This is a genomic window from Acinetobacter nectaris CIP 110549 (assembly GCF_000488215.1).
Lineage (GTDB): Bacteria > Pseudomonadota > Gammaproteobacteria > Pseudomonadales > Moraxellaceae > Acinetobacter > Acinetobacter nectaris.
Map to the genome: position 1 here is coordinate 417,460 of NZ_KI530712.1, position 25,073 is coordinate 442,532.

Genomic DNA, 25,073 nt, shown 5'->3' on the forward strand with positions numbered 1-25,073 from the left:
GATTTATATAATGAAAAATTATTCCATTTTGGCATAATATTAAAAATAAGAATGATAGACTTCCATTGCATGATTTCACTTAAATTACTCAAGTGTTTTGCAACACTCGTAGAAACGAAGAGTTTTACACGGACTGCTGAACAACTTTATATTACGCAACCAACGGTAAGTAAAAATATTTATCAACTTGAAAGTGAACTTGATGTGACGTTGTTGTTTAAAGCAGAGTTGGCAAAGAAAAGAACCATTCACCTTACAGAAATTGGTCAACGTGTTTATGAACATGCAATAAAGATTTTAAACAGTCAAAATGATTTACTTATAGATATTCAGAACTATCGACACTTAAAGGTTGGCGTACTGCGTATGGGTGTTCCTCCGCTAGGGGCACAACTATTGACATCAACACTATTCGATTTTCATAAGAAATGGTCGAATATTGAATTGTCATTTTTAGAAGTAGGATCAAAAGGAATAGAAAAAGCGCTTTTAAATAATCAGCTTGATATAGGTGTATTGCTTGAGCCAATTAATAATGAAAAATTCTATAAGATGGAAATATGTAATTACCCATTAATGGTTGTTGTAAGAAAAGATTCTGAATGGGCAAAAAAAGAAGTTATCACATTAGATGAATTAAAATATCAGTCCTTCCTTTTATTTCAAGATAATTTTTCTTTAAATGGTCGAATACTAGATGCATGTCAAATGCATAATTTTGTACCCAATATTGTATGTAAAAGTAGTCAATGGAATTTATTGGCAGATATGGTCTTCGCACGTATGGGAATTACACTACTCCCCAAATATTATACAGATATGTTAGATGAAAGGTTTTCTGCTATTCCATTACAAAACCCTAATATTGAATGGCATCTGGTAATGGCATGGCGTAAAGATATTCTACCTTCGCCCGCCGTCAATGCATGGCTTGAAAGTATGAAAAAAAATATCTAAAAATAAAGGGCAAAATTTTGCCCTTTATTTTATGGTGAAATAGATTATGCAATCGCATCTTTATAGCGTTTTTCAACTTCATCCCAATTTACAACATTATAAAAAGCAGCAATATATTCAGGGCGACGGTTTTGGTATTTTAAATAGTATGCGTGTTCCCATACATCTAAACCTAAAATTGGTGTATTGCCATGCATCAATGGAGAATCTTGGTTACCACTACTTTCAACAACGAGTTTTTTCTCTGGTGTAACACTTAACCATGCCCAACCACTACCAAATCTAGTGAGTGCAGCTTTGGTAAATTTTTCTTTAAATGCTTCAAAGCCACCTACATCACTTTCAATTGCTTTTGCTAGATCACCAGTAGGTTCACCGCCACCTTGTGGACTCATTACTGTCCAAAATAAAGAATGGTTGGCATGACCACCGCCGTTATTAACAACAACATTTTTTAGCGACTCAGGAACTTCATTTACTTTAGAAACAAGCTCTTCTACGCTTAGCTTTTCCCACTCTGTTCCTTCAATTGCAGCATTAATATTATTAATATAAGTTTGGTGGTGTTTTGTATGGTGAATTTCCATAGTCTGTGTATCAAGATTTGGTTCAAGCGCATCATATGCGTAAGGTAGTTGAGGTAATGTATATGCCATCTTCTTATATCCTTGAATATAAATAATAATTAATATCAATAACATTACGACATTTTTTATATAAAGACAATCCATTCTAAAGTGAAATATTTATGGTTTTCTGTAATTCTAAATTACATTTAAAAAAATTAGATGATCTGATGCCTAAAAATCATGTTATGATAATTTCACACCTTATATTCGATCGCTTATCATAAGTAGATCAAATTTATCTTATAACCGCTCGGTTAAAATCAAATTACTTAAATGATGAATATGCTAATAGTGAGAAAACACTATTGGTACAGTTGCTATTACAGGTTTTTTATATGCTTGCAAACTATAAGAAAGAATGGTTCTCCAATATTCGAGGAGATGTACTGGCTGGCTTAGTTGTTGGTTTAGCTCTTATTCCTGAAGCAATCGCTTTTTCAATTATTGCTGGTGTCGACCCAAGTGTCGGGCTATATGCTTCTTTTTCTATGGCTGTTGTTATTGCATTTATGGGTGGTAGACCTGCAATGATTTCTGCTGCAACAGGTGCTATGGCATTATTGATGGTGACTTTAGTCAAAGAGCATGGACTACAGTATTTATTCGCAACGACGATTCTTACGGGTATTTTCCAGATTATTATTGGAAAAATTAAGCTTGCTAAACTGATGAGATTTGTCTCTAAATCTGTTGTTATTGGTTTCGTAAATGCGCTCGCAATTCTAATTTTTTCTGCACAATTGCCTGAACTGACTCATGTACCTTATTTGGTTTATGGACTTGTTGCGTTAGGTCTTGCCATTATTTATCTTTTTCCGAAAGTTCCTAAAATTGGTAGCCTATTACCATCACCATTAGTATGTATTATTACTCTTACTCTGATTAGTATTACTTTTGGATTCGATATACGTACTGTTGGAGACATGGGACATCTTCCAAATAGCTTACCTATTTTCTTACTGCCAAATATTCCTTTAAATTTTGAAACATTAACAATTATTTTACCCTATGCTTTAGCAATGTCATTTGTTGGTTTGTTGGAGTCTATGATGACTTCTACAATTATTGATGAAATGACAGATACTGACAGTAATAAGCATCAAGAATGTGTTGGTCAAGGTATTGCAAATATTACCACAGGCTTCATGGGTGGTATGGCAGGATGTGCCATGATTGGTCAATCTATGATTAATGTTAAGTCAGGTGGTCGTGGTCGATTATCCACTTTTGTTGCAGGTGTATTTTTACTTATTCTCGTTGTTTTTATCAGTGGTTGGTTGAAAGTTATTCCAATGGCAGCACTTGTCGCCGTGATGATTATGGTTTCAATTAGCACATTTGAGTGGAAGTCGATTACTCAATTTACCAAAAACCCTAAAAGCAGCAATATGGTGATGATTGCCACAGTTATTGTTGTTTTGTTCACACATAATTTAGCATTGGGTGTATTTACTGGTGTACTGCTCTCTTCTTTATTTTTGGTGAATAAGCTTGAAAGTAAAGTTTTTGTAAATCATTTCATAGATGCAAATAATACAAAAGTTTATGAAGTGAAAGGACAAATTTTCTTTAGTTCTTCTGAAAAATTCTTTAATTTTTTTAATTTTGAGGAAAAAGGTCTAGATAATATTATTATTGATTTAACACATGCACATGTTTGGGACATTACATCTGTTTCGATTTTGGATTCTGTTGTTGATAAATTTAAGAAGAACGGTTTTTCTTGCTCTATTATTGGTTTGAACGAAGATAGTTTATTAATGGTAGATAAGTATGGTACACATTCTAAATTTTAATAAAAAATATGCTTAGGCTATTTTTATTGTAATAGAAGTTTAACTGAGGTTTTTTAATACGGATATATCGTTCATTTTCCGATACAATATAAGAAAGTAGATATGTACTGATATATCCGTAAACTTAAATCAGTACACCCAACTAAAGGATTTTCGCTATGTCTGATCAAAAAGATATATTAAAAAACTTAAAAACATCTTCTATTGATCGACGATTATCTATCGCGAAAGCATCATTTCTTGCAGGAACACGCTGGGCAACATCAAATGCAACCTCTTTTTTCTCAAGTGAAAAAGACAAGGAGAAAAAGAGAAAACAAGTTCTGAGAGAGCAAGCGAGATATCTCGTTTCTGAAATTGGCAAGTTAAAAGGCTCTATTGTAAAAATAGGTCAAATGATGGCACTTTATGGGGAACACTTTTTGCCTCGTGAAGTTACAGAAGAATTAAATACGCTAAATAACCAAACAATTGCGCTCGATTGGGATTCTATCTACCCTCATTTAAAAAATGAGCTTGGCTCAAAGATTTTAGATTTAGAAATTGATCCGAATCCAATTGGGACAGCTTCCCTTGCCCAAGTTCATCGTGCAAAAAGAAAGTCTGACAACTTAGATATTGTACTTAAAATACAATATCCTGGTGTTGCAAATGCTATAGATTCTGATATGAATCTATTTAAACAAATGCTTAAACTGACTCACCTACTTCCACAAACGCGCGAGTTTGATCAATGGTTTGAGGAAGTGCGTGAGATGATGCACCGAGAAGTAGATTATCATTTAGAGGCACAAACTACTCAGAGATTTGCTCATTATTTAAAAGATGATAGTCGTTATGTTGTACCAACAGTGATTGATGATTATTGCTCTAGTCAAGTTTTGTGCATGACTTTTGAAAGTGGTATTTCTGTAAATAGTCCTGACGTATTAACACTTTCTCAAGAAAGACGTAACTTAATTGGCGAAGCTGCATTAGAAATTGCGGTAAATGAGCTATTCGTTTGGGGTGAAATGCAAACTGACCCCAATTTTGGAAATTACTTAGTCAGATTAGCAGAAAAAAGTGATGAACAAGATCAGATTGTACTTTTAGATTTTGGCGCAATTCGTCAGTTTGATAAGGATCTTTTGTCTGTTGCACATGATCTAATTTTAGCAGGTTACGATCATGATTTAGATAAAATGGTTCTTGCAATGCGTGGCTACTCTTTCTTTGAGCAGATACCTGCAAATATTAAGCCTGATATGGCGAAAGTATTTTTAATTGCGACAGAACCTTTTAGCTCTTTAAAAAATAATCCTGATATTCCTGAGGGAATAATGGATGAAGAAGATAGATATGACTGGAAGTTAAGTCATTTACATAACAGAGTAATGCAGCGAGCAAGCAAGTCGATGGCTTCTCGCTATTTTAGTATTCCCCCTAAAGAATTTATGTTTATTAGCCGTAAATTTATAGGTGCATATACTTTTATGACGGTTATAGATGCTAAGACTAATCTTAGAAATATGATTACTCGTTTGAATTAATTTTTTTAGCCTAGATTTTTCTAGGCTTTTTTATGCATTTAAAAAAAACACTTAGGCTATTTAGTGGCTGCGACTAAAGTCTAACAAAATAGAACTCTATATAAAAATTACCCTATAAATAATTTAAGTTATTGTTTTTAATTGAAATTATACAATTAATTATTAACACAATCTATTTTCCCTTTTTTATTCATTTCTTTTTTGAATAACGAACATTTCGACTTGTAATGGTTTTTTGAGTAAAATTCTCAATAAGTTATTTTAAGTTTTTAAAACATTAGGATTAATAATGGATGTTCATCCTCATACACCAAGTAAAAAGCCTAAATTTTACCAAATATTGTATGTACAAGTAATTTTTGCGATTACACTCGGCATTTTATTGGGTCATTTCTACCCTGCACTTGGGGAAAGCTTTAAGCCTTTAGGTGATGCTTTTATCAATATTGTAAAAATGATTATTGCTCCTGTTATTTTCCTGACTGTTGTGACAGGAATTGCGGGCATGAACAATATGGGCAGTGTTGGACGTGTTACAGGTAAAGCAATGCTTTACTTTGTGACCTTCTCTACGCTTGCTTTATTTATAGGTATGATTGTCGCCAATGTAATTCAACCAGGTCATGGACTAAACATTGATCCATCTTCCTTACAAGGTGACAAAGTTGCTCAATATGTAGAAAAAGCACATGATTCTACAATTGTCGGCTTTTTAATGGGTATTATTCCAAAAACACTAATTAGCCCACTTGTTGGTGGTGATATTTTACAGGTTCTTGTTGTTGCTGTACTGTTTGGTATCGCACTTGCATCCACTAGCAAACAATCACAGTCGATTATTGACTTTCTAAATACGCTTACCGTACCAATTTTCAAGCTTGTTGGTATGCTAATGAAACTTGCACCAATCGGCGCATTTGGTGCAATGGCATTTACAATTGGTAAATACGGCGTTGGTTCTATTGGTAATTTAGCATTGCTTATTGCTACCTTCTATATTACGTCTATTTTATTTGTCGTTATTATTTTAGGTGCCGTTGCGAAATATAATGGTTTTTCTATTATTGACCTTGTTCGTTATATTAAAGATGAATTATGGTTAGTCCTTGGTACGAGTTCTTCTGAAGCAGCTTTACCAAACCTTATGAAAAAGATGGAAAAAGCAGGTTGTGAAAAATCTGTGGTTGGTCTTGTTATTCCTACAGGTTATTCATTCAACCTTGATGGTACAAATATCTACATGACTATGGCAGCGTTATTCATTGCTCAAGCATGTAATATCGATCTTACTATTGGTCAACAACTAACATTATTATTTGTTGCAATGATTAGTTCTAAAGGTGCTGCTGGAGTCACTGGTGCAGGTTTCATTACGCTTGCTGCGACGTTATCTGTTGTTCCTGATGTACCTGTTGCAGGCATGGCTTTAATTCTAGGTATAGACCGTTTTATGTCTGAATGCCGTGCAATTACCAATATTATTGGTAATGCTTGTGCAACGATTGTTGTTGCTCGTTGGGATAATGCCTTAGATAAAGAAACATGTGATCGCGTTTTAAAACAGCATCATGCTGACTAATTGAAACCAAAATAAAAAACCGCCTCAACGGCGGTTTTTTATTTCTTACAAAGTTGCATTTAACACTTTCTGAGATACATAGTTTTTCCATAAATTATGGAGTGTTGGTAGGTAAAACTTTTCACCAATTTCAACTAAATCGCCATCAACCAATGCATGTAAACTTTGCAAAAATAAATAATCAAGTTCAACAGTTTTCAGTTGAGGATGCTTTTTGCTATATTCCTGACGTTTTGCTTTTGCACTCTTAACCATTTTATCGGCATAAGCTTTATCTTTAAACTGTGCAAGTGCAGTTAAACGCAGTTCAACAACACCCCATCCACTTACAAGTAGTTGAAAGATTTTAAAATCAGTTTGATTAGACTCCCATTGCATTTTTTCCAAGTCATTATCTTCAGGTAGTACAGGCAACAATAACTCCATTACACTTGGGAAGATTTTTTTAAAATTTAATATAAATTTGACAGGATGATCACCAGGATAATCTTGAAATTGAACATGTTGTTTTTCATCTGTTAAATATATATCAAGCATAAATTGATCATCAGCAATTAAGAATTGTCACTATTGTAAAACATAAGCAGGATGATTCAAAACTACTGATGACCTTAATGCTTATTTCACATTCGGTGAAACCATGTTTTCAGGTCTAACAACTTGATCAAACTGTTCTTCCGTGACTAAATTCAATTCAACAGCAACTTGTTTAAGTGTTTTCCCCTCTTTATAAGCGGTCTTTGCAACTTTTGCTGCATTTTCATAACCAATAACAGGATTAAGTGCCGTAACAAGCATTAAAGAGTTATGTAAGAAATGCTCTATTTTATCGTGATTCGGCTCTATACCCACAGCACAGTTATCATTAAAGCTATGGCATGCATCACCTAATAAACGAATTGATTGTAAAAGATTAAAAGCAATGACAGGCATAAATACATTAAGCTCAAAATTTCCCGATGCACCTGCAACATTAATGGTCGTGTCATTACCTAGTACTTGTGCCACAACCATAGTCATTGCCTCACTCTGTGTAGGATTTACCTTACCAGGCATAATACTTGAACCAGGTTCATTCTCAGGGATACGAATTTCACCAAAACCACAGCGAGGGCCACTTGCCAACCAACGAACATCATTAGCAATTTTATTTAAGCTCACGGCGAGAGTCTTTAATGCACCTGAAGCAAAAACAGCAGCATCTCTACCCGCAAGTGCTTCAAACTTATTTGGTGCTGTCACAAATGGTAAGCCTGTAAGTTTGGCTAACTGTGCAGCAGATTGCTCTGCATAGTCAGGATGTGCATTTAGTCCTGTCCCTACAGCCGTACCACCCAATGGAAGCTCATATAACCCAAGTAAAGCCTGATCTAAACGAACAAGTGCGTGATCAAGTTGTGATACGTACCCACTAAACTCTTGTCCAAGGGTTAACGGCGTAGCATCTTGTAAATGTGTTCTACCAATCTTAACAATGTTATTAAATACTTCTGACTTCTTAGCCAGTGTATTTCTTAATGCTTTAACAGCAGGAATAAGCAGTTCATTAATATGCAAACTTGCCGCAACATGAATTGCAGTTGGAAAAGAGTCATTGGTAGACTGCGCACGATTTACATGGTCATTAGGATGAATTGGATTTTGTGAACCTAATGGGTTACCTAACTTCTGATTCGCAATATTGGCAATAACCTCATTGCAATTCATATTACTTTGAGTACCCGAACCTGTTTGCCAAACGACTAAAGGAAACTGCTCATCCCATTTTCCATCTATTACTTCTTCGGCAGCTCCTACAATATGCTCGGCAAGCTCTGATGGAATTTGGTTTAAAGATGCATTTGTAAGAGCTGCTGCTTTTTTTACAAGTCCCATACCACGAATCATTATTCTTGGGAGATGCTCTTGTCCTATCTTAAAGTTTTGTAAGCTTCTTTGAGTTTGTGCACCCCAAAGTGCTTGCTCAGGGACTTCTACATCACCCATCGTGTCATGTTCTATACGTACAGCCATTATTTTCTCACTATTTACTTATATCCATACAGTCATTTCATAATAATCAACAAATACCAGATAGTAAATAATAACTATTTACATTTAACCCGTGTAAAATTTCCATTGATGCCGAATCATTTCGTCTAAATTGTATTGAGTATGCCAATCTAAAATTGTTTTTGCTTTTTGAGAGTTTGCACCAAGCTGATCAATACCATTGTCAAAGTATAAATTTAAATCGGGCTGATGAGAAATAATAGGAATTTTGGTTTGAATAATTTTTTCAGCGGTATGGATCAAATCTAAAATACTATGGGTCTGATCATGTGCAATATTTAACGTTTCCAATATATGATAGTCCATATTTAAGCTTAACCATTGTATAGATTGAGAAATAGCCTTACAAACATCTAATATATGTATAAAGCTACGTTCATCTGAATAATCATTTGTTGTACGATTTAAATATAAATCAATATGGCTTCTTTCATGCTTTGCCGTTTGTAGCATAAACCCAAAAATACTTTTAGGAACTGTTGCAATAAACTCACCTAAAAAACCATCTTCAAAAGCACCTGCCACATTTGATACACGAAGTAACATCATCTTCCATTCAGCATCGGTCGCAACAACATCCCTTAAAATACGTTCCATCATCTGCTGCGATTTAATATATGGATTTATTGTTTCATAATTAAATGTAGTTTGTTCAAATAGGTTCAACTCTGATTGACCATAGACCATTAAACTAGAAATACAAATTAACTTTCGAATACCCGCTCGTTGCATAGCACGAATTAAACTAATTAGAGAACTAAGGTTATTGTTATAATACTCTATAGGTTTTAGGTAAGATTCAGCAACAGACTTAAAACCTGCACAGTGCACAACCATTTCAATTGCATACTGTTCTATAAATTTATTTAATGCAGGTGTATTTCTCAAATCACCATCAAAAAATGGAATGTACCTTCCTGCCAAATACTGTAATCGCTCTAGCATATGTACATTACTATTTACTAAGTTATCGATTAGAACAACCTCTTTGCCTTGTTTGAGTAAATACAATGCAAGATGAGAACCTATAAAACCAAGACCACCAGTAATTAAAATCATTCTTTGGATACTCCTTATTATAATCAATGACTTATGATTATTTGGTGCTATAGTAAAAATAAGATAAAACTGACTCAAAAAAACCTAGTAGCTCATTCCAATATTGCATATTGTATGAGTGTATTTCAGTCATTTTAGTTATACTTTTAGTTATTAAAAATAAAAAAGGAAAAGCCTATCCGCTTTTCCTAGTATCACGGACAATACAAATTAAGATGGTAAATTTTTAATCATTAACGGCTTCAAACGCCACCGATTACCATATCGAATGTCTAAATTATGCTTAATACAATGTAAGCATTGCTTAAAGGTTTCTTTGGTAAAAACGGTTACATTCTGTCCAGTAGTCATGCACATACAAATATCGTGCGGATCAAATTCTTTTGTATCTATAGATACAAAGCTTCTTTTAGTTATATTGTGACCTAAATCACTTAAATTATTAACTAAGACTACTTGAACAATAAACTTATTACTATTCATTTGATATCTTCTTTATTATTTTATTGTTTAAATATTAGTTAACAATATATAGCATGATTCACTTAATTTTTAAATAATTATTAGCTTTGTCATCGCAATAAAAAACCACCCTTAAAGAGTGGTTTCTAAATACATATACTACTTATATACATGATATGTTGCGTAGGTTCGTATAGCAGCATTAGTTGACCAACTTGTTGCTATGCGATTGGGATCCCAATTATACATACTCGTTCTATCTGGACGAATGCTTGGTGCCCATTTGCTTTCACCATTACATCTTCCACCATCATTTACCCAAGCGCCTTTATATACACCTTTCATCCAACGGCGTGTTACTACTTGAATTGGCTGTGCTGAATAACCTGGATTTAAAGTAATATTCCATCCAAATGTTGTTGTAACGCTCTGATTATGACTATAACTGCCATTAATACTAGCAGGCATATATTTTCCAATTACAGGAATTTTATCAAAATTTAAAGTGCCTCCAACAGCCCAACTATAACCTGTAGTTTGAGCTTGGCTCCATTGATACTGACAATTCTGCGTACCTGTAGATGGACACTGAAATGACTGTCCTCGCCAAATCCAATCATCCCAAGTATTTCGTGCCTGCTGCTGTATAATTCTTTGTGAACCGTCATCAATCAATAATGGTTCATTATTTGGATACTTACATTCATCGGCAAAAATATGAGTAGATGTTAATGCAAGAATGGATAATATAATATGCTTAATCTTCATTGTGATATCCCCTCTTATAAACCAAATACATCATCTACTGTATTAGATACATGTGCACTACCATCACTCATACTTGCTTTAGAGTCAGAATATACACTTGAGGAAACAGGCGTCACATCATAACCACCTGCACTACCACTACTTTTCTTAATCATAATGGCTTCTGAATTTACCGAAAACCCTGCAATTTTCTGTGCCACAGCCTGAGCAGTTCCCATTCCTGCTTTAGCATCAATAATAATGGTAACACCTTGTTCTAGATAATTTTTAATTTGTGAAACTTGATAGCTAGATAATGAGTTACTACTATCTACAATAATTGTGTTATACCCTTGAGAACTTGTTTTAAAAACTTGACTCAGTTTATTAAATACAAACCCTGATTTTCCATTGACAGGATAAATCACTTTTTGTTCAGGTTTCCCATCATAATCAATCAAATCATCAGCAAAAGTCGCTGTACTTCCCAAAGCAAGTGTTGAGGCTAAAATTAAAGCCAATTTATTAATTTTAAACAATTAAAAATCCCCATATTTATCAAGTTAGATAAAAGTTTTATCTAAATTTGATAATATGTTTTTTTCCTAAAAAAAAATTAGCTAGAATCTCCACAAATATTAAAGAAATCTTAATTTCCACCATACTTGTAGCATAATTATTTTTATATTTCTAAATGTAAAAAGAGCATAAAAGAACAAATAATAGTCAAAAAATATCTTATTTATTAACTATAAAAAATCAAGTTGAGATAACCAAAAAATATCTATAAATTATTAAAATATTATTAAATTAACTTTTAAATACTTTATATTTCAACTATTTTTACTTGGCAAAATATGTCAAATTAATTTTAATTGCACCATTTTTAATCAAAAATACTTATAGTTTTTTTAAATAACTTACAACTTCTTTCACATACATAAAGTTTTTGTAAATTTGTCCTATGCCCATACACGTTTCATTTATTGATTATAATTGTATACTTATATTTTTACTGATGTGCCTAATGCACAAGTCTGACAAATGGCTAACTATTTATGAGTACACTCATTTTAATGACCTCTTCACCTTCTTCAATAATTGCATGGCATGCATTAGGGCTTGCACAAGCTTTAAAAAAAGAAGATGCACCTTTTAGCGTATTTTTTTATCAAGATTCTGTATATGTTGCGAATGCATTAACTTGGCTTCCAGATGATCAACGCAATCTCACACACGAATGGCAGAAACTCAATATTCGTCTTCCTGTGTGTGTTAGTGCAGCACTCAATAGAGGAATTACAGATCAAGATAATGCAATACGCCATCAGCTTACACAGTCCAATCTTGCAGAGTCATTTGAACTTGTTGGGCTTGGAGAGTTGGCAGGTGCAATTGAATCGAGTGATCGTGTAATACAATTCTGATAAAGTTTAAAAGATACTTATATGAAGACAATACTAATTATTTTAACGCAAGCGAACATCACTCAATTGCAAACCAATGAGAGTTTATCTGTTGCTATGGTCTTAGCTACTTTTGGTAGTAATATAACTATTGTATTCAAAGATGCAGCACTTTCCCTACTACAAGATGAATTACATTTTAATAAGCAAGAGTATGCTTTTAAATTTGGATCAAACATGAGAGAAAGTTTTGAATTCTATGACATAGACCCTATCTACGTCCAAGAAAAAGACAAAAATGACCCATTCGTTCAACAGACATCACAAAATGTAGAATATATCGAACTCACTTCAGAGTTCCTGAAAAAATTTAACCATGTCTTATATTGGTAATCTATATGGAAAATCAAATTTATTTAATACAAAGTGATTATCTAAAAACTCAGATACACTTATCTTCTTTATCTCAAATTGCAGATAAAACTGATCCTATTATTCTTATGGGAGAGGCAGCTTTACACTATAATTCATCTTCACTTCACATATTTGAAAATGTATATGTTCTTCAAGCAGATAAACTCCTTGTAAATATGGAAATGTTACCTTCAAACTTAAAATTTATTGATTACCAGCAATTTGCTAAAATAATATTACAAAGCAAACACTGTATACGTTTAAATTAGAGAAAATTATGCATTTAGAACTCGATCAAGATGGTCACTTGATCAACTACACCGATTGGAATGAGACTATTGCACAAGAGTTGGCAAATGGTTTAGATATTCAACTGAGCGATTGGCATTTTAAAGTATTAAACGGCGTGCGTGCATTTCATCAACAATTTGGATATTCACCCGCAACTCGACCTTTAATTAAATTTTTAATTAAAACTGTAGATAGTGACATTACCAATATTCAACTTCAACAAGCATTCAATACAGGTTTAGTCGCACGCCAACTGAGTCGAATTGCTGGTGTACCTAAACCTGCAAACTGCCTTTAGTTTAAGGAAGAATACGTTTTAAATTGGCAAAACAATGATCGCCATCGGCAGACGTACAAAACTGAATACTATTTTGGTCTTTCCAATGTATATAGTATTGAGAAACATCTGAGTTCAGCTCAGTTCTATGTCCCGAGCAATCTGATTGATTATTATCAAATTTCATTTGAATCGCTAATGCGCCTGATTTTATATCATTATCAGGCGATGGTTGGTATTCATATACCCCCGTTGCCCATTCAGCAGCACTATTAATAACAAGCTGATTTGCCGTTTTAAAGTTATAAAACTCCGTACATTTTTTATTGTTTGGAACTTCCATTCCCCATAGCCCATAAATAACAGGACGAGTGACTATGGTTATATCATCTGCTGTATTCGCATTATTCACAGATGAAGGGTTATTTTTGACTATTGGGGCTGGATTTGCAGCAAAAATGATTGTCGAGCTTATAAGCAATAGACTTGCTGTGAATAATTGCTTCATATGCGCCTTTTATTAAGTATTTATAAAACTCCGTTTAAGTTAACACAAAAACATAAAAATCCAACGAATTAGACAGTACCTTTTTGTTCTATTTTCTTTTCTTCTGTAAGAATCCGAGTGCACTTTCTGCCAAATTAGATAAATAAAGAGCACTTGGAAATACAATATTAGTGTCTATTTTAAATTTTGGATGATGCAATGGATAAGGTCCACCAGAACCAATCATAATAAATGCACCAGAAACTTTTTCTTGATAAAAAGAGAAATCTTCTCCAATAGGACTCTTTTCAACCTCTCGATATTGTAAGTTACTCTCTTTTGCAACCTGTAAAGCAAAATTTGACCATATTGAATCATTCGTAACAGAAGGTGGGCCTGCTTGCCAATCTAAATCAATTTTTACAGCAAATGTTTGCTCTATACCTTTTAATATTTGTCGAATTTCATTTTCTATAAGTTGGCGTGTTTGTGTATTAAAGCTACGTACAGTTCCTTCTAAAAATGCAGTATCGGGAATAATATTCCATGTTGTTCCGCTATGTACTTGAGTTAAAGACACCACAGCATTTTCATCTGAAGAAATACGTCGACTAATAATTGTTTGAAAAACTTGTATGATATGCGCAACGACGATAAGCGGGTCATTTCCATCTTGTGGTCGTGCAGCATGTGTTCCTTTTGCTTGAATACGAATCGCAAAACGATCTACACCCGCTGTAAGAGCACCCTCCTTACAACCAATGATACCTGAAACTAATGTCGGATCATTATGAATCCCAAAAACTGCCTCTGCTTGATCCAATACACCTGTACGAATCACATCTAAAGCACCTGTCCCAACCTCTTCGGCTGCTTGAAAAATAATACGAACGGTACCCTGTAACGTATGTTCTCTTTCTTTTAATAAAATTGCAGTGCCTAACATTGCAGTGGCATGAAAGTCATGACCACAAGCATGCATGACACCATCATTTTTAGAGGTATAACTTACATCTACCTGTTCTTGAATTGGCAAAGCATCTATATCTCCTCGTAAAACAATAAAAGGAATACCCTGACCAATTTCAGCCACTAAACCCGTTTTCAAAGGTAAATCTAAGACCTTAATATGATGTTGATCTAAAGCTTTTTTAATTTTTTGAGTTGTTTCAAATTCATTATTTGATAACTCTGGATGCTGATGTAAGTCATAGAAGAACTGATGTAAATCATTTTCAAGAGGCTTGGTCATAACAATCTTTCTCACTACCTAAAGTACACTTGCTAAAAACTTTTTTGTTCTTATTTCCACGGGTGAAGACAATACTTCGGCCGCTGTTCCTGTTTCAACAATTTGCCCTTGGTCCATAAATACAATACGGTCTGCAACTTCTCTTGCAAATGCAATTTCATGTGTAACGATGACCATTGTTTTGCCGAGTCCTGCTAAGTTTTTCATCACGCTTAAAACTTCTCCCACAAGCTCAGGGTCTAATGCAGAGGTAGGCTCATCAAATAAAATCACTTTAGGATCTAATGCCAAAGCGCGTGCAATGGCAACACGCTGCTGTTGACCACCAGACAACTCGCTTGGCCACGCATGTATCTTTTCCTTTAAACCTACAAGCGCAAGTAAATCTTCAGCTTTTTTAATTGCATCTGATTTGCTTAATAGCTTATGTGCAACTGGTGCTTCTATAATATTTTGTAGAACACTCAGGTGTGGAAATAAATTAAAATTTTGGAATACATAACCAATAGATTTACGTTGCTCTAAGATCTCTTTTTCTTTTAACTCGTATAACTTGTCATCTTTTTGGCGATACCCAATAAAATCACCATCAATTTGTATATATCCATCATCTAATTTTTCTAAATGATTAATTGTTCTTAATAAAGTCGACTTTCCTGAACCTGATGGGCCAATAATTACAGTCACCGAGCCTGCAGGTACTTCTAAAGAAACATCATTCAGTGCGATATGCTGTCCATATTGTTTAACAACATGGTTTACTTGGATCTGTCCTTGAGATGCTGTCATGATTTTTCTCTAATTAAAGCTGAGTGAATAGGAGGTGTTCTTTTAAATAAAACAAATGGTTTAAAATTAAACATAGATACTTTTGAAGTTTGCTGAATCTTTCGCTCTATTGCATATTGTGCAACTGAAAATATACTTGTAATCACGGTATACCAAACGGCGGCAACCATCAGTAAAGGAATAACATCCTGATTACGGTTATAAATCATTTGTACTGTATAAAAAAGCTCAGGCATCGCCAATACATAGACTATTGCCGTACCTTTAGACAAGTTTATACACTCATTAATAATCGCAGGCAAAATACTACGAATGGCTTGAGGAAAAATAATACGTGTGGTTCTATGCCACCAAGACAAACCCAAAGCCATTGATGCTTCAACTTGACCACGGTCAACGGCTTGTATTCCACCTCGAATAACTTCCGCCGTATATGCACTTTGTACAATGGTCAATCCAATCAGCGCTGTCATAAACTGGTCAAGTACATTCACCGTTTTGTAATGACCGTAAGAAATATGTGTAAAAGGAATACTGAGCGAGATGCTCTCATATAAATACGAAAAGTTATATAAAATAATGAGTACAACCAGCAAGGGCAAAGAGCGAAATAACCAAATATAGCCCCATGCTAAACTTTTCACGAGCCATGATGATGACAACCGCATCATGGCAACAACCCCACCAAAGATAAAGCTGAGAACCATGGCGGAAAAAGTTAACTTTAAAGTGATCAGTAGCCCATCTAAAATGGCAGGATCAAAAAAACAGTGTCGAAAAACTACCCACCCCCATTTATCATTAAAAAATACAGACTGTAATACAGTAAATAAAATAAATATGGAAAATCCTAGCCCAATCCAACGCCATGGTTTTTTATAAGGAACGATTTGATATTGTATACTCATGATATGGCATCCTCTCTGACTAAGAGTTTTTCAAATGGTAAACTACCGTCATAAGGGTCTTCACCATAATGGTCAAAATTAAACTCACGATTTAATTGAAACAAAGGCTGATATGCCAATGCCAGATATAGTTTTACCGCTGCAATTTGTTTAAACCCAGTTGTAAGATATATCTTCTTATATCCAGCATCTTTTGCTTGTCTCTCAAGCTCTAAAACCATACTTTCTGCAATGCCTTGCTTTCGAAATTTAGGATGTGTCCATATACGTTTTAATTCCGCTGTTTCATGGTCATAGCGTTTGTATGCCCCCATCGCAATAATTTGCTTCCCATTGCTTAAAGTCACAAATAATCCATAGGGTGGTTGATACAACACCTCAGACTCATATCGTTCATGATGCTGCTTGTCTTGGTATGCTGCCAATTTTCCATGGTCTGATAAGACTTGATGATAAATTTCAAAGTACTCTTGAAATAATCCATCCAATAATGGCTGCACATGCGCAGCTGCAATCGATGTTTGCGTAAATTGTGCTGTCATTACTGATCTCCTAAACCCGGTGGATTCACTTCAGAGTCTTCCACAGCTTCTTTTTGCACACCCCAGCGTTTTAGTACCTGAGCATACTTACCATCTTGAATGACTCCATGAAGGGCAATTTGTATCGGTTCAGCCAAACCACTGCCTTTTTTCACTGTGACTGCAATATCTGCACGGCGTGGCCACCCACCTTTAATTAAGCCAGCTAAATGAATTTTTGCGCCATTGAGTGCTTGCCATGCGTATACAGCATTTGGCCCTAAAATTGCGTCTGCTCGACCTGACTGCAATGCTAAGCTCGCAGATGCATTATCGTTATAATAAAGAGCCTGTGCTGGCTTCAAACCTTTTTTCTTATTGTCTTCAATCCATGTCAGCAGTACTTTTTCTTGATTCGTTCCTGCACCCACAATAATTTTAAGCCCTGCAATATCATCTGCATTTTCAATTTTCTTGACTGGACTATTATCAGGAACATACACACCCAAAACATCTTGGCGATATGTTGCAAAATCAAACTTCTCTTTTCTGTCTTTTGTTACTGTTACATTGGCCAAAACAGCATCATATTTACCACTACTGATCCCTAGTGGCCAATCTTCCCATGAGCTAACAACCACTTTAAGCTTTAAACCAAGACTATCTGCAATTAAGCGCGCAATATCGACCTCTGTTCCAATCACTGTTTTATTATCAGGTGCCATCACTGCAATCGGTGGTGAACCTGCATATGTTCCAATCGTTAAATAACCAGGATTCACAAAGTTATAATTTTTGGGAATTTTTGCAATTGCAGCCTGATTCACCCCTGTATCAATCGGTGTCATATTTTCAAGAAGCACCTTTTGCTCAGATGTCAGTGGTTTAGATGATGTTGGTGTATTTGCTGAATTATTGTCTGTATGACCATTACTACAGCCGACTAAAGCTAAACCAACTGTTATAATGCTTACAGATAAAATATTTTTATAAAATCTTAATGTCATGTGAGTTCTCTTAGGCTATTTTTTCTTGTGGAATGCTTTTTTCAAATTGATTAACAGGCAAAGGCAACTGTAGATTTTCACGTAAGGTCGTACCGAAATATTCTGTTCGATAAATACCGCGCGCTTGCAATATTGGAACAACATGATCGATAAACTGTGTCAAAGTATTCGGTGTTGTGCCTTGAATAATAAAACCATCGGCAGCACGACTGTTAAACCAATGTTCAAGCTGATCTGCAACCTGTATCGCCGTACCCATAAAAGGAGGTTTTGGCGTTGCTGAAGCTAAGGCAGTTTGGCGAAGCGTATAATGATTCACCTGAGCAATATGCTTAATTTCATCAGTCGTACTTCTAAAGCTATTTTGACCAAGCGATCCTACATCGGGGAATGGTGCATCAAGGTCATACTGCGTAAAATCATGATGCTCAAAAAACCGACCTAAATAATTTAAAGCATTGTCAATTGACACCAATTCAGCCATTTGTTGATACTGTTGTTCAGCATCAGTTTCATTTTCACCAATAAGTACGCCTATTCCTTGAAAAATTAAAAGGTCATCTTCTGCTCGTCCATGATTTTTTAACTTCCCTTTAACACTGCTATAAAATGCCTGTGCCTCTTCTAAACGATGCTGATGTGTGAAAATTGCGTCTGCATGCTTAGCAGCAAGTTCTTGGCCACTTGTTGAAGCGCCTGCTTGAAATACAATAGGTCGCTCTTGCGGTGTGCGCTCTATATTTAATGGGCCATTGACTTGAAAGTACTCACCTGCATGCTCAACCGCATGTAATTTATTCTTATCAAAAAATAGACCTGTTTTCTTATTACGTACAAATGCATCCTTTTCCCAAGAATCCCATAAACCCTTCACTACATCTAAATATTCATTTGCAATCTCATAACGTTGCTGATGTTCAGGGTGAGGCTTATTATTAAAGTTTTTAGATGTTCCTTCTAACGGTGTGGTTACAACATTCCATCCTGCTCGCCCACCACTAATATGATCTAAACTCGCAAACTGACGTGCAACATTAAACGGTTCACTATACGACGTTGAAACTGTACCCACCAAACCAACATTTTGAGTAACACTTGCTAATGCAGACAACAACGTAATTGGCTCAAAGCGATTTAAAAAATGTGGAATCGATTTTTCATTGATATATAAACCATCGGCAATAAATACAAAGTCAAATTTTGCTTGCTCTGCCTGTTTGGCAATATTCTTCACAAAATCAAGATTGATGCTGGCATCTGCAATTGCATCGGGATGTCTCCATGCAGACATATTTCCACCTGCACCTTGTAAAATCGTTCCAAAATGGATTTGTCTTTTATTCGTCGTCATTTCATTTCCTTTTTATTTTGCTATGCAACAGCACGCTTTTTTTCTATTAAATGTTCAGTCAGTAAATCTAAGATATGCTGTCGTTGTTGGTGATCAGCCAAAGGAATATCTAAGATGAATTCATCAACAAGGAAGTCTTCATAATATTCATCAAGTGCTGCGACAACTTGTTGTGCTGTACCTTTTAAAACAGTCAGGGGTTCTTTCACCAAAGAAATGATTGTTTTGCCTGCTTGCTGTGCAAATGCATGTCCCATTGCTTCATTTAAGACTTTAAAGCGTTTCCCATCATCCAATTCAAGCGTCCAAACTTCTAGGTCTTTCGCCAACTTAGAAGCCGTTTTTTCACTGTCTGCAATAATTATTTGTACTGCAATGATTGCCACACCTTGAGGAGACAACTGTTTAAATCGTTGTAAAGACTTTTTAAGCTGCTCTCGATTCCCATTTAAATGTGCAGCAAATACAAAGTTCCAATTAAAACGAGCAGCAAGAGTTGCACTTTCCTCACTTCCACCAAGTAAAAAATACTCAGGAGAGTTTTTGGCTTGTGGATGAACTGTTGCAACTCCCTCTGTATTTTTTTTACATTCAAGGTAATCATTTAAAAGCTGTAACTGATCTTCAAATGTCCCTTTCTCATTGGTATTTATTGCATGTTGTAATGCTTTGGTAGAAATTGGCATACCGCCAGGTGCTTTACCAATACCAAGATCGATACGGTTTTCACCCAATGCAGCCAAAATATTAAAATTTTCAGCAATCTTATATGGGCTATAGTGCTGTAACATCACACCACCAGAACCAATACGAATTGTTTTGGTCTGCGCAATCAGCCATGCAATAAGTAGTTCTGGTGAGGGACTTGCATGTTGCTCAGATGCATGATGTTCGGCAAGCCAATAGCGAGAAAAACCTAAGTTTTCAAGTTTCTTTACCATTGCTAAGGTATTTTGAAATGCTTGTTCAGCAGATTCATTTTTAGCAACTGGGCATTTATCTAGAAAACTTATATTATATTTAAATGACATGATTTTTTTAAAAATAGCTGTTTTAAATAATTTAAATAGATTTTTTGAAAAATGATAAATAATAAAATAACGGTTATTTATATTAAAATATAAAATAGGTTTTTTAGTCTTATAATTGATATCTTAATATTTTCTTCTTATTTAACAAATCAAGTAACTCAAATTAGATTTTAAAAAACATTTGGAAATTCATTTATAATGCAAACTCAAAGAAATCGCCGATTTCATCTTATTTATATTTCATTATTTTTAATCGGGTCTCATAGCTATGCAGATAAAGTGGTTTACAATGAGAGTAATTTATTTACCAATAATGATCACTTAACAATTTCATCCTCTGGCTCATTTAGACTGCAAAGTTTAATTTTTGACGAGTATAACAACACCAATGATGCTCTCAAATATAGACGTGATGGCTATAACTCCTTTAGTAAAATTAGCCTTGGATCTGATTATAAATTTTCTAATGATTTACACTTTCTTATTGGTAGTGAGACCTATATTAACTATCCAAAAATTTTAAGATGGCATGGTCGTTACAATAAATCAGATTCTACACTGACTGCAAACCAACTCTATGTAGGCATTAAAAATGACCAATTTGGTACATTAAAATTCGGTAAAATCAATGATTTATTCTATGATGTTGTGGGAGTTAAAACAGACCTTGCAGATTATACACCGATTGCACAACCATTAGATTTTTCCAATCAATCTGCATTTGATGGTACAGGTGCAGCCAACAGAACTCTTCGCTATGAAAAGTCCTATAAAAAGCTCGATTTTTATAGTGCCTATTTATTTAAAGACACCAATACAAGTGATGCTCAATCTACCTTTAAACGTAACTATGGCTTACAGTTTGCAACTGAGTATCACTTTACACCAAACTTTTCATGGGCAAATGCTTACCAATATAATAGTGGAAAGTTGAATAACAATACATCTAACGAGCAAAAAAAATATAATGGTCATCTCATTGGTTCATCTTTATTTTATATCGACAACCATTGGTTAATTAGTCTAGGAGTAAACTATACTAAAAACCTATTGCCTACCCATAGTAATATTACTCAAACAGCATATAACAGTGAAACATTTGGCTTAGAAAGTTATGCAGGTTATAAATTCGATATTCACCAATATGCGATAGAAAATATTAGACCATATATTTTAGAAACACACTTCAAGTATATTAATGGCCGAAATTTCAAACAAAATAATGTCGGCATTGGTACTGCAATTAAATTTAAATATGGTCTAGGATTAGATGTCGAACATTATTTTACATCTGATACTGTAAACACCCCAGACCTAACATTACTTCGACTCAGATTTGATTATTAAGGAACATCATGACAATTAAAATTTATGGAAGAGCAAATTCACTCAATGTACAAAAAGTCTTATGGCTTGCACATGAACTTAACCTGCCTTTTGAACATATTCCTGCAGGGAAAGCGTTTGGTATTATTCATACCGAAGCGTTTTTAAAGTTAAATCCCAATGGTCTTATTCCATTGTTAGAAGATGAATATACATCGATATGGGAATCACAAATTATTTTGCGCTATCTTGCAGAGGTTTATGGCAAGGAACAAATTTGGATTGCTAACCCACAACGACGCTTTCAAGCAGAACAATGGCTAGATTGGTATATCACCACCTTACTTCCTAAATTTACTATTATTTTTTATGAATTGGTGCGTACACCACCTGAGCAGCAACGTATCGAAATTTTACCACCAATTATTCAAGAAATTGAAAAGCATTTGGCTGTTTTAGAAGCTCTACTGATAAAACAGCCTTATATTTCTGGTGAAAAATTTGGTATTGCAGATATTCCATTAGGGCTTGCACTACACCATTGGTTTAACTTTAATATAGAGCGTGAAACCCATCCACACCTTGAAGCGTGGATTCAAAACATTCGCCAACGCCCCAGTTTTGAAAAGGTGGCTTATACGCTGTAAAGTAAAAAGCCTAGTTTGTATAACTAGGCTTTTCTTTTATCCAATTGTAGAGAAATCTGATCACCAATATATTGTACTGCAACCACCAAGATCACAAGCAAGATGATCACGGCGAACATAATCTGAACATCAAAACGTTGGTACCCATAGCGATACGCAACATCCCCTAAACCACCTGCACCAATTGCACCTGCAACAGCTGATGAATTAATCATCGTCACTAAAGTGACGGTAAACCCTGAAACAATACCAGATAGTGCTTCAGGCAACAGTACATGCCATATGATTTGCTTACGATTACACCCCATGGCTTGTGCAGCTTCAATCAACCCAAAATCGACCTCACGCAAGCTTACTTCGGCAATACGCGCAAAAAATGGCGTTGCTGCAAGCGCCAATGGTACAACTGCAGCCCAAAGCCCATAGCTAGTCCCTACAATCCATCGTGTAAGTGGTATTAAAGCTACCATTAAAATAAGAAAGGGGACGGCACGTGTAATATTCACCACCGCACCAACACACTTATTTATTTGATATGAAGGATAAATTCCATACTTATCTGTACATACTAAAATTAATGCCAAGGGTAAACCCAGACAAAATGCAAAAGCGGCTGACACACCAACCATCACCAATGTATCTAATGTTCCTGTAAATAAAAGATCAAACAATGGATCTGACATAGCCCAATTCCTCTATTTTTAATACATCTAATGCCAATGTTTGTTGAAGTGCATAAGGAATTTCTGTGTTTATCTTACACACAATACTCAACTCACCAACACAATGTGCTTGAATTTGATCGACTCGACTATAAATCACAGCAACCGATGAGACAGCCTGTAATATCTCTTGTAAATTAAATAACCGTTCAACCGTATGCGCATAACGAATATTGAGGACTTTATATTGGTGCGCAATAGCACGCTCACTCTCTATTGGAAAAGAGAACTGATGAGACTCAGGATATAAAAGCCCTTTGGTCATCAAATTTTGAGGTGCAGAAAATACTTGCCACACTTGACCACTTTCTACAATTTCACCCTGATTAATCACAACAACCTGATCACAAATGTCTCGAATTACTTGCATCTCATGGGTAATCAAAATAATTGTGATGCCAAGATTTTTATTGACCTGTTTCAACAGCTTTAAAATCATCTCGGTGCTTTCAGGATCTAAAGCAGAGGTTGCCTCATCACATAATAAAATTTCAGGGTTATGAATGAGGGCTCTTGCAATACCTACACGTTGTTTTTGACCACCTGACAACTGAGATGGATAATTGTCTTTCTTATTTTCGAGCCCAACCAGCGCTAAACTATTATTCACACGTGACTGGATCTCTTTTGCTTTTACTCCTGCAACAATCAATGGTAAAGCAATATTTTCCCAAACCGTCTTGGTTGACATCAAATTAAAGTGTTGAAAAATCATACCTATGCGCTGTCTTAATTGAATCAGTGCGTTATGGTTAAGATTTGAAATATTTTCACCAAGTACATTGGCATAACCATCGTTAATCGACTCTAAACCATTTAATGTACGTAGGAGTGATGACTTGCCTGCACCACTTTTTCCAATCACCCCGCAAATTACACCCTTTTTAACCTGCAAATGAATGTCTTTTAAAGCATGAATCTTTGTGCTGCCATCATAATATTTATTCAGCCCTTGAATATTGATATCTAACACGGCATTTTGATTTATATGTGCATTCATATCATTACCACCCCGGATACCATAATGCATTGCCAAGCTGCTCATCGAGTACAGCTTTCACTTCAGGTGAATGCTGATAAATCTCTACAAATCTTCTTAGTTTGTCGTGTTCATCTTGATAATTTTCTTTGACTGCAAATACGATGGCATAGCGTTTATCTTCATCTTTATTTAAATAAAGCGCTTTTTGTGGGTCAATCGTCTTCGCAAGTTTCAAATATTGAGGATAAGTAAAAGCAAGATCGACATCATCTACTGCTCTTGCCGTTTGTGGTCCTTCCATTTCTATAAATTGTAAGTTTTTCGGGTTACTTGCAATATCTTGTAAAGTCGCAAAGTGATTATTGGGGTCTTTCAACTGAATTAATTTTGCTTCTTGGAGTAGTAGTAACGCACGCCCCTCATTCACAGGGTCATTGGGAATTGCAACACGTGCTTTTTGTGGTAATGCTTCAAGAGATTGATACTTCTTAGAATACAACCCTACTCGCGCGGCCGCTCCCACAGCAAAGATTTTTAAATAGTAACCACCTTCTTTTATAGCATTATTTAAAAATGGCTGATGCTGAAAGAAGTTGGCATCAATATCGCCATTATTTAAAGCAATATTTGGCATTTTCCAATCGGAAAATTCCACCAATTTCACATGTATACCTTGCTTTTCTGCTTGAGCAACTGCAACTTGTAAAATAGGTGTAAATGCAGGTGTAATACCAATGACCAACTCGTCTGACTGGGCATGCCGTTGTTTATTCCAAATAAATAATCCTGCGACTAAAACAACAAAGATACCTAAAGAAATGAATATTTTTTTATTTGTCATGAGTACCA

27 protein-coding genes are annotated in these 25,073 nt (G+C 35.0%); 10 read left to right on the plus strand and 17 right to left on the minus strand.

Going from position 1 to position 25,073, the window contains the following annotated elements; genetic code table 11:
* Positions 1-69: 69 nt before the first annotated feature.
* Positions 70-957: a LysR family transcriptional regulator gene (locus tag P256_RS02110; protein WP_023272033.1), complete on the plus strand. Its 888-nt coding sequence runs from the start codon at positions 70-72 to the stop codon at positions 955-957.
* Between the two features lie 44 nt (positions 958-1,001).
* On the opposite strand, the gene P256_RS02115 is transcribed toward P256_RS02110, so the two are convergent.
* On the minus strand, positions 1,002-1,613 hold the full coding sequence (locus tag P256_RS02115) for a superoxide dismutase (protein WP_023272034.1): 612 nt from the start codon (positions 1,611-1,613) through the stop codon (positions 1,002-1,004).
* A gap of 308 nt (positions 1,614-1,921) precedes the next feature.
* Between P256_RS02115 and P256_RS02120 the strand changes: the two genes are divergently transcribed.
* From P256_RS02120 to P256_RS02130, 3 genes are all read left to right on the plus strand, one after another.
* The gene (locus P256_RS02120; protein WP_023272035.1) at positions 1,922-3,382 is read left to right on the plus strand and encodes a SulP family inorganic anion transporter; all 1,461 of its coding nucleotides are present in this window, start codon (positions 1,922-1,924) and stop codon (positions 3,380-3,382) included.
* 158 nt (positions 3,383-3,540) lie between these two features.
* Positions 3,541-4,914: an ABC1 kinase family protein gene (locus P256_RS02125; RefSeq protein WP_023272036.1), complete on the plus strand. Its 1,374-nt coding sequence runs from the start codon at positions 3,541-3,543 to the stop codon at positions 4,912-4,914.
* 289 nt (positions 4,915-5,203) lie between these two features.
* Positions 5,204-6,493, plus strand: a complete 1,290-nt coding sequence (locus P256_RS02130; protein WP_023272037.1) for a dicarboxylate/amino acid:cation symporter — start codon at positions 5,204-5,206, stop codon at positions 6,491-6,493.
* 45 nt (positions 6,494-6,538) lie between these two features.
* On the opposite strand, the gene P256_RS02135 is transcribed toward P256_RS02130, so the two are convergent.
* From P256_RS02135 to P256_RS02160, 5 genes are all read right to left on the minus strand, one after another.
* Entirely contained in the window at positions 6,539-7,030 is a 492-nt protein-coding gene (locus P256_RS02135; protein ID WP_023272038.1) for a hypothetical protein, read from the minus strand.
* 81 nt (positions 7,031-7,111) lie between these two features.
* Positions 7,112-8,506 (minus strand): class II fumarate hydratase, encoded by a 1,395-nt coding sequence (gene fumC, locus P256_RS02140; RefSeq protein ID WP_023272039.1) that lies wholly within the window; start codon positions 8,504-8,506, stop codon positions 7,112-7,114.
* A gap of 84 nt (positions 8,507-8,590) precedes the next feature.
* A complete protein-coding gene (locus tag P256_RS02145) occupies positions 8,591-9,604 on the minus strand; it encodes an SDR family NAD(P)-dependent oxidoreductase (RefSeq protein WP_023272040.1) in 1,014 nt (337 codons plus the stop codon).
* Positions 9,605-10,225: 621 nt separating this feature from the next.
* Positions 10,226-10,834: a hypothetical protein gene (locus tag P256_RS02155; RefSeq protein ID WP_023272042.1), complete on the minus strand. Its 609-nt coding sequence runs from the start codon at positions 10,832-10,834 to the stop codon at positions 10,226-10,228.
* 14 nt (positions 10,835-10,848) lie between these two features.
* The gene (locus P256_RS02160) at positions 10,849-11,352 is read right to left on the minus strand and encodes a type 1 periplasmic-binding domain-containing protein (RefSeq protein WP_023272043.1); all 504 of its coding nucleotides are present in this window, start codon (positions 11,350-11,352) and stop codon (positions 10,849-10,851) included.
* 519 nt (positions 11,353-11,871) lie between these two features.
* Between P256_RS02160 and tusD the strand changes: the two genes are divergently transcribed.
* The 4 genes from tusD to P256_RS02180 are packed head-to-tail and all read left to right on the plus strand — an operon-like array spanning position 11,872 to position 13,222.
* Complete coding sequence (tusD, locus tag P256_RS02165) at positions 11,872-12,240, plus strand: sulfurtransferase complex subunit TusD (protein ID WP_023272044.1); 369 nt, start codon at positions 11,872-11,874, stop codon at positions 12,238-12,240.
* A 21-nt stretch (positions 12,241-12,261) separates the two neighbouring features.
* Positions 12,262-12,612, plus strand: coding sequence for a hypothetical protein (locus P256_RS02170; protein WP_023272045.1), 351 nt, complete (start codon positions 12,262-12,264; stop codon positions 12,610-12,612).
* Positions 12,613-12,617: 5 nt separating this feature from the next.
* Positions 12,618-12,902 (plus strand): DsrH/TusB family sulfur metabolism protein, encoded by a 285-nt coding sequence (locus P256_RS02175; RefSeq protein ID WP_023272046.1) that lies wholly within the window; start codon positions 12,618-12,620, stop codon positions 12,900-12,902.
* An 8-nt stretch (positions 12,903-12,910) separates the two neighbouring features.
* Entirely contained in the window at positions 12,911-13,222 is a 312-nt protein-coding gene (locus P256_RS02180) for a TusE/DsrC/DsvC family sulfur relay protein (protein ID WP_023272047.1), read from the plus strand.
* A 1-nt stretch (position 13,223) separates the two neighbouring features.
* On the opposite strand, the gene P256_RS02185 is transcribed toward P256_RS02180, so the two are convergent.
* From P256_RS02185 to P256_RS02220, 8 genes are all read right to left on the minus strand, one after another.
* Positions 13,224-13,709, minus strand: a complete 486-nt coding sequence (locus P256_RS02185) for a hypothetical protein (protein WP_023272048.1) — start codon at positions 13,707-13,709, stop codon at positions 13,224-13,226.
* Positions 13,710-13,797: 88 nt separating this feature from the next.
* Entirely contained in the window at positions 13,798-14,940 is a 1,143-nt protein-coding gene (locus P256_RS02190; RefSeq protein ID WP_023272049.1) for an amidohydrolase, read from the minus strand.
* Between the two features lie 18 nt (positions 14,941-14,958).
* Positions 14,959-15,729, minus strand: a complete 771-nt coding sequence (locus P256_RS02195) for an amino acid ABC transporter ATP-binding protein (RefSeq protein ID WP_023272050.1) — start codon at positions 15,727-15,729, stop codon at positions 14,959-14,961.
* Complete coding sequence (locus P256_RS02200; protein WP_023272051.1) at positions 15,726-16,637, minus strand: amino acid ABC transporter permease; 912 nt, start codon at positions 16,635-16,637, stop codon at positions 15,726-15,728. Before P256_RS02200 ends, P256_RS02195 begins: the two co-directional genes overlap by 4 nt.
* A complete protein-coding gene (locus P256_RS02205) occupies positions 16,634-17,179 on the minus strand; it encodes a GNAT family N-acetyltransferase (protein ID WP_023272052.1) in 546 nt (181 codons plus the stop codon). Before P256_RS02205 ends, P256_RS02200 begins: the two co-directional genes overlap by 4 nt.
* Positions 17,179-18,165, minus strand: a complete 987-nt coding sequence (locus P256_RS02210; protein WP_023272053.1) for an ABC transporter substrate-binding protein — start codon at positions 18,163-18,165, stop codon at positions 17,179-17,181. The genes P256_RS02205 and P256_RS02210 overlap by 1 nt, the downstream gene beginning before the upstream one ends.
* A gap of 10 nt (positions 18,166-18,175) precedes the next feature.
* Positions 18,176-19,516 carry an LLM class flavin-dependent oxidoreductase gene (locus P256_RS02215; protein ID WP_023272054.1) on the minus strand — a complete coding sequence of 447 codons (1,341 nt, stop codon included), beginning with the start codon at positions 19,514-19,516 and terminating at the stop codon, positions 18,176-18,178.
* A gap of 20 nt (positions 19,517-19,536) precedes the next feature.
* A complete protein-coding gene (locus P256_RS02220; protein WP_023272055.1) occupies positions 19,537-20,547 on the minus strand; it encodes an MsnO8 family LLM class oxidoreductase in 1,011 nt (336 codons plus the stop codon).
* A gap of 198 nt (positions 20,548-20,745) precedes the next feature.
* Between P256_RS02220 and P256_RS02225 the strand changes: the two genes are divergently transcribed.
* Positions 20,746-21,894: a porin gene (locus P256_RS02225; RefSeq protein ID WP_023272056.1), complete on the plus strand. Its 1,149-nt coding sequence runs from the start codon at positions 20,746-20,748 to the stop codon at positions 21,892-21,894.
* An 8-nt stretch (positions 21,895-21,902) separates the two neighbouring features.
* Positions 21,903-22,520, plus strand: coding sequence for a glutathione S-transferase family protein (locus P256_RS02230; protein WP_023272057.1), 618 nt, complete (start codon positions 21,903-21,905; stop codon positions 22,518-22,520).
* A 23-nt stretch (positions 22,521-22,543) separates the two neighbouring features.
* On the opposite strand, the gene P256_RS02235 is transcribed toward P256_RS02230, so the two are convergent.
* The 3 genes from P256_RS02235 to P256_RS02245 are packed head-to-tail and all read right to left on the minus strand — an operon-like array spanning position 22,544 to position 25,065.
* Entirely contained in the window at positions 22,544-23,203 is a 660-nt protein-coding gene (locus P256_RS02235) for a methionine ABC transporter permease (RefSeq protein WP_023272058.1), read from the minus strand.
* Entirely contained in the window at positions 23,184-24,242 is a 1,059-nt protein-coding gene (locus tag P256_RS02240; RefSeq protein WP_040331742.1) for a methionine ABC transporter ATP-binding protein, read from the minus strand. The genes P256_RS02235 and P256_RS02240 overlap by 20 nt, the downstream gene beginning before the upstream one ends.
* A gap of 4 nt (positions 24,243-24,246) precedes the next feature.
* Positions 24,247-25,065: a MetQ/NlpA family ABC transporter substrate-binding protein gene (locus tag P256_RS02245; RefSeq protein WP_023272060.1), complete on the minus strand. Its 819-nt coding sequence runs from the start codon at positions 25,063-25,065 to the stop codon at positions 24,247-24,249.
* Between the last annotated feature and the right edge of the window lie 8 nt (positions 25,066-25,073).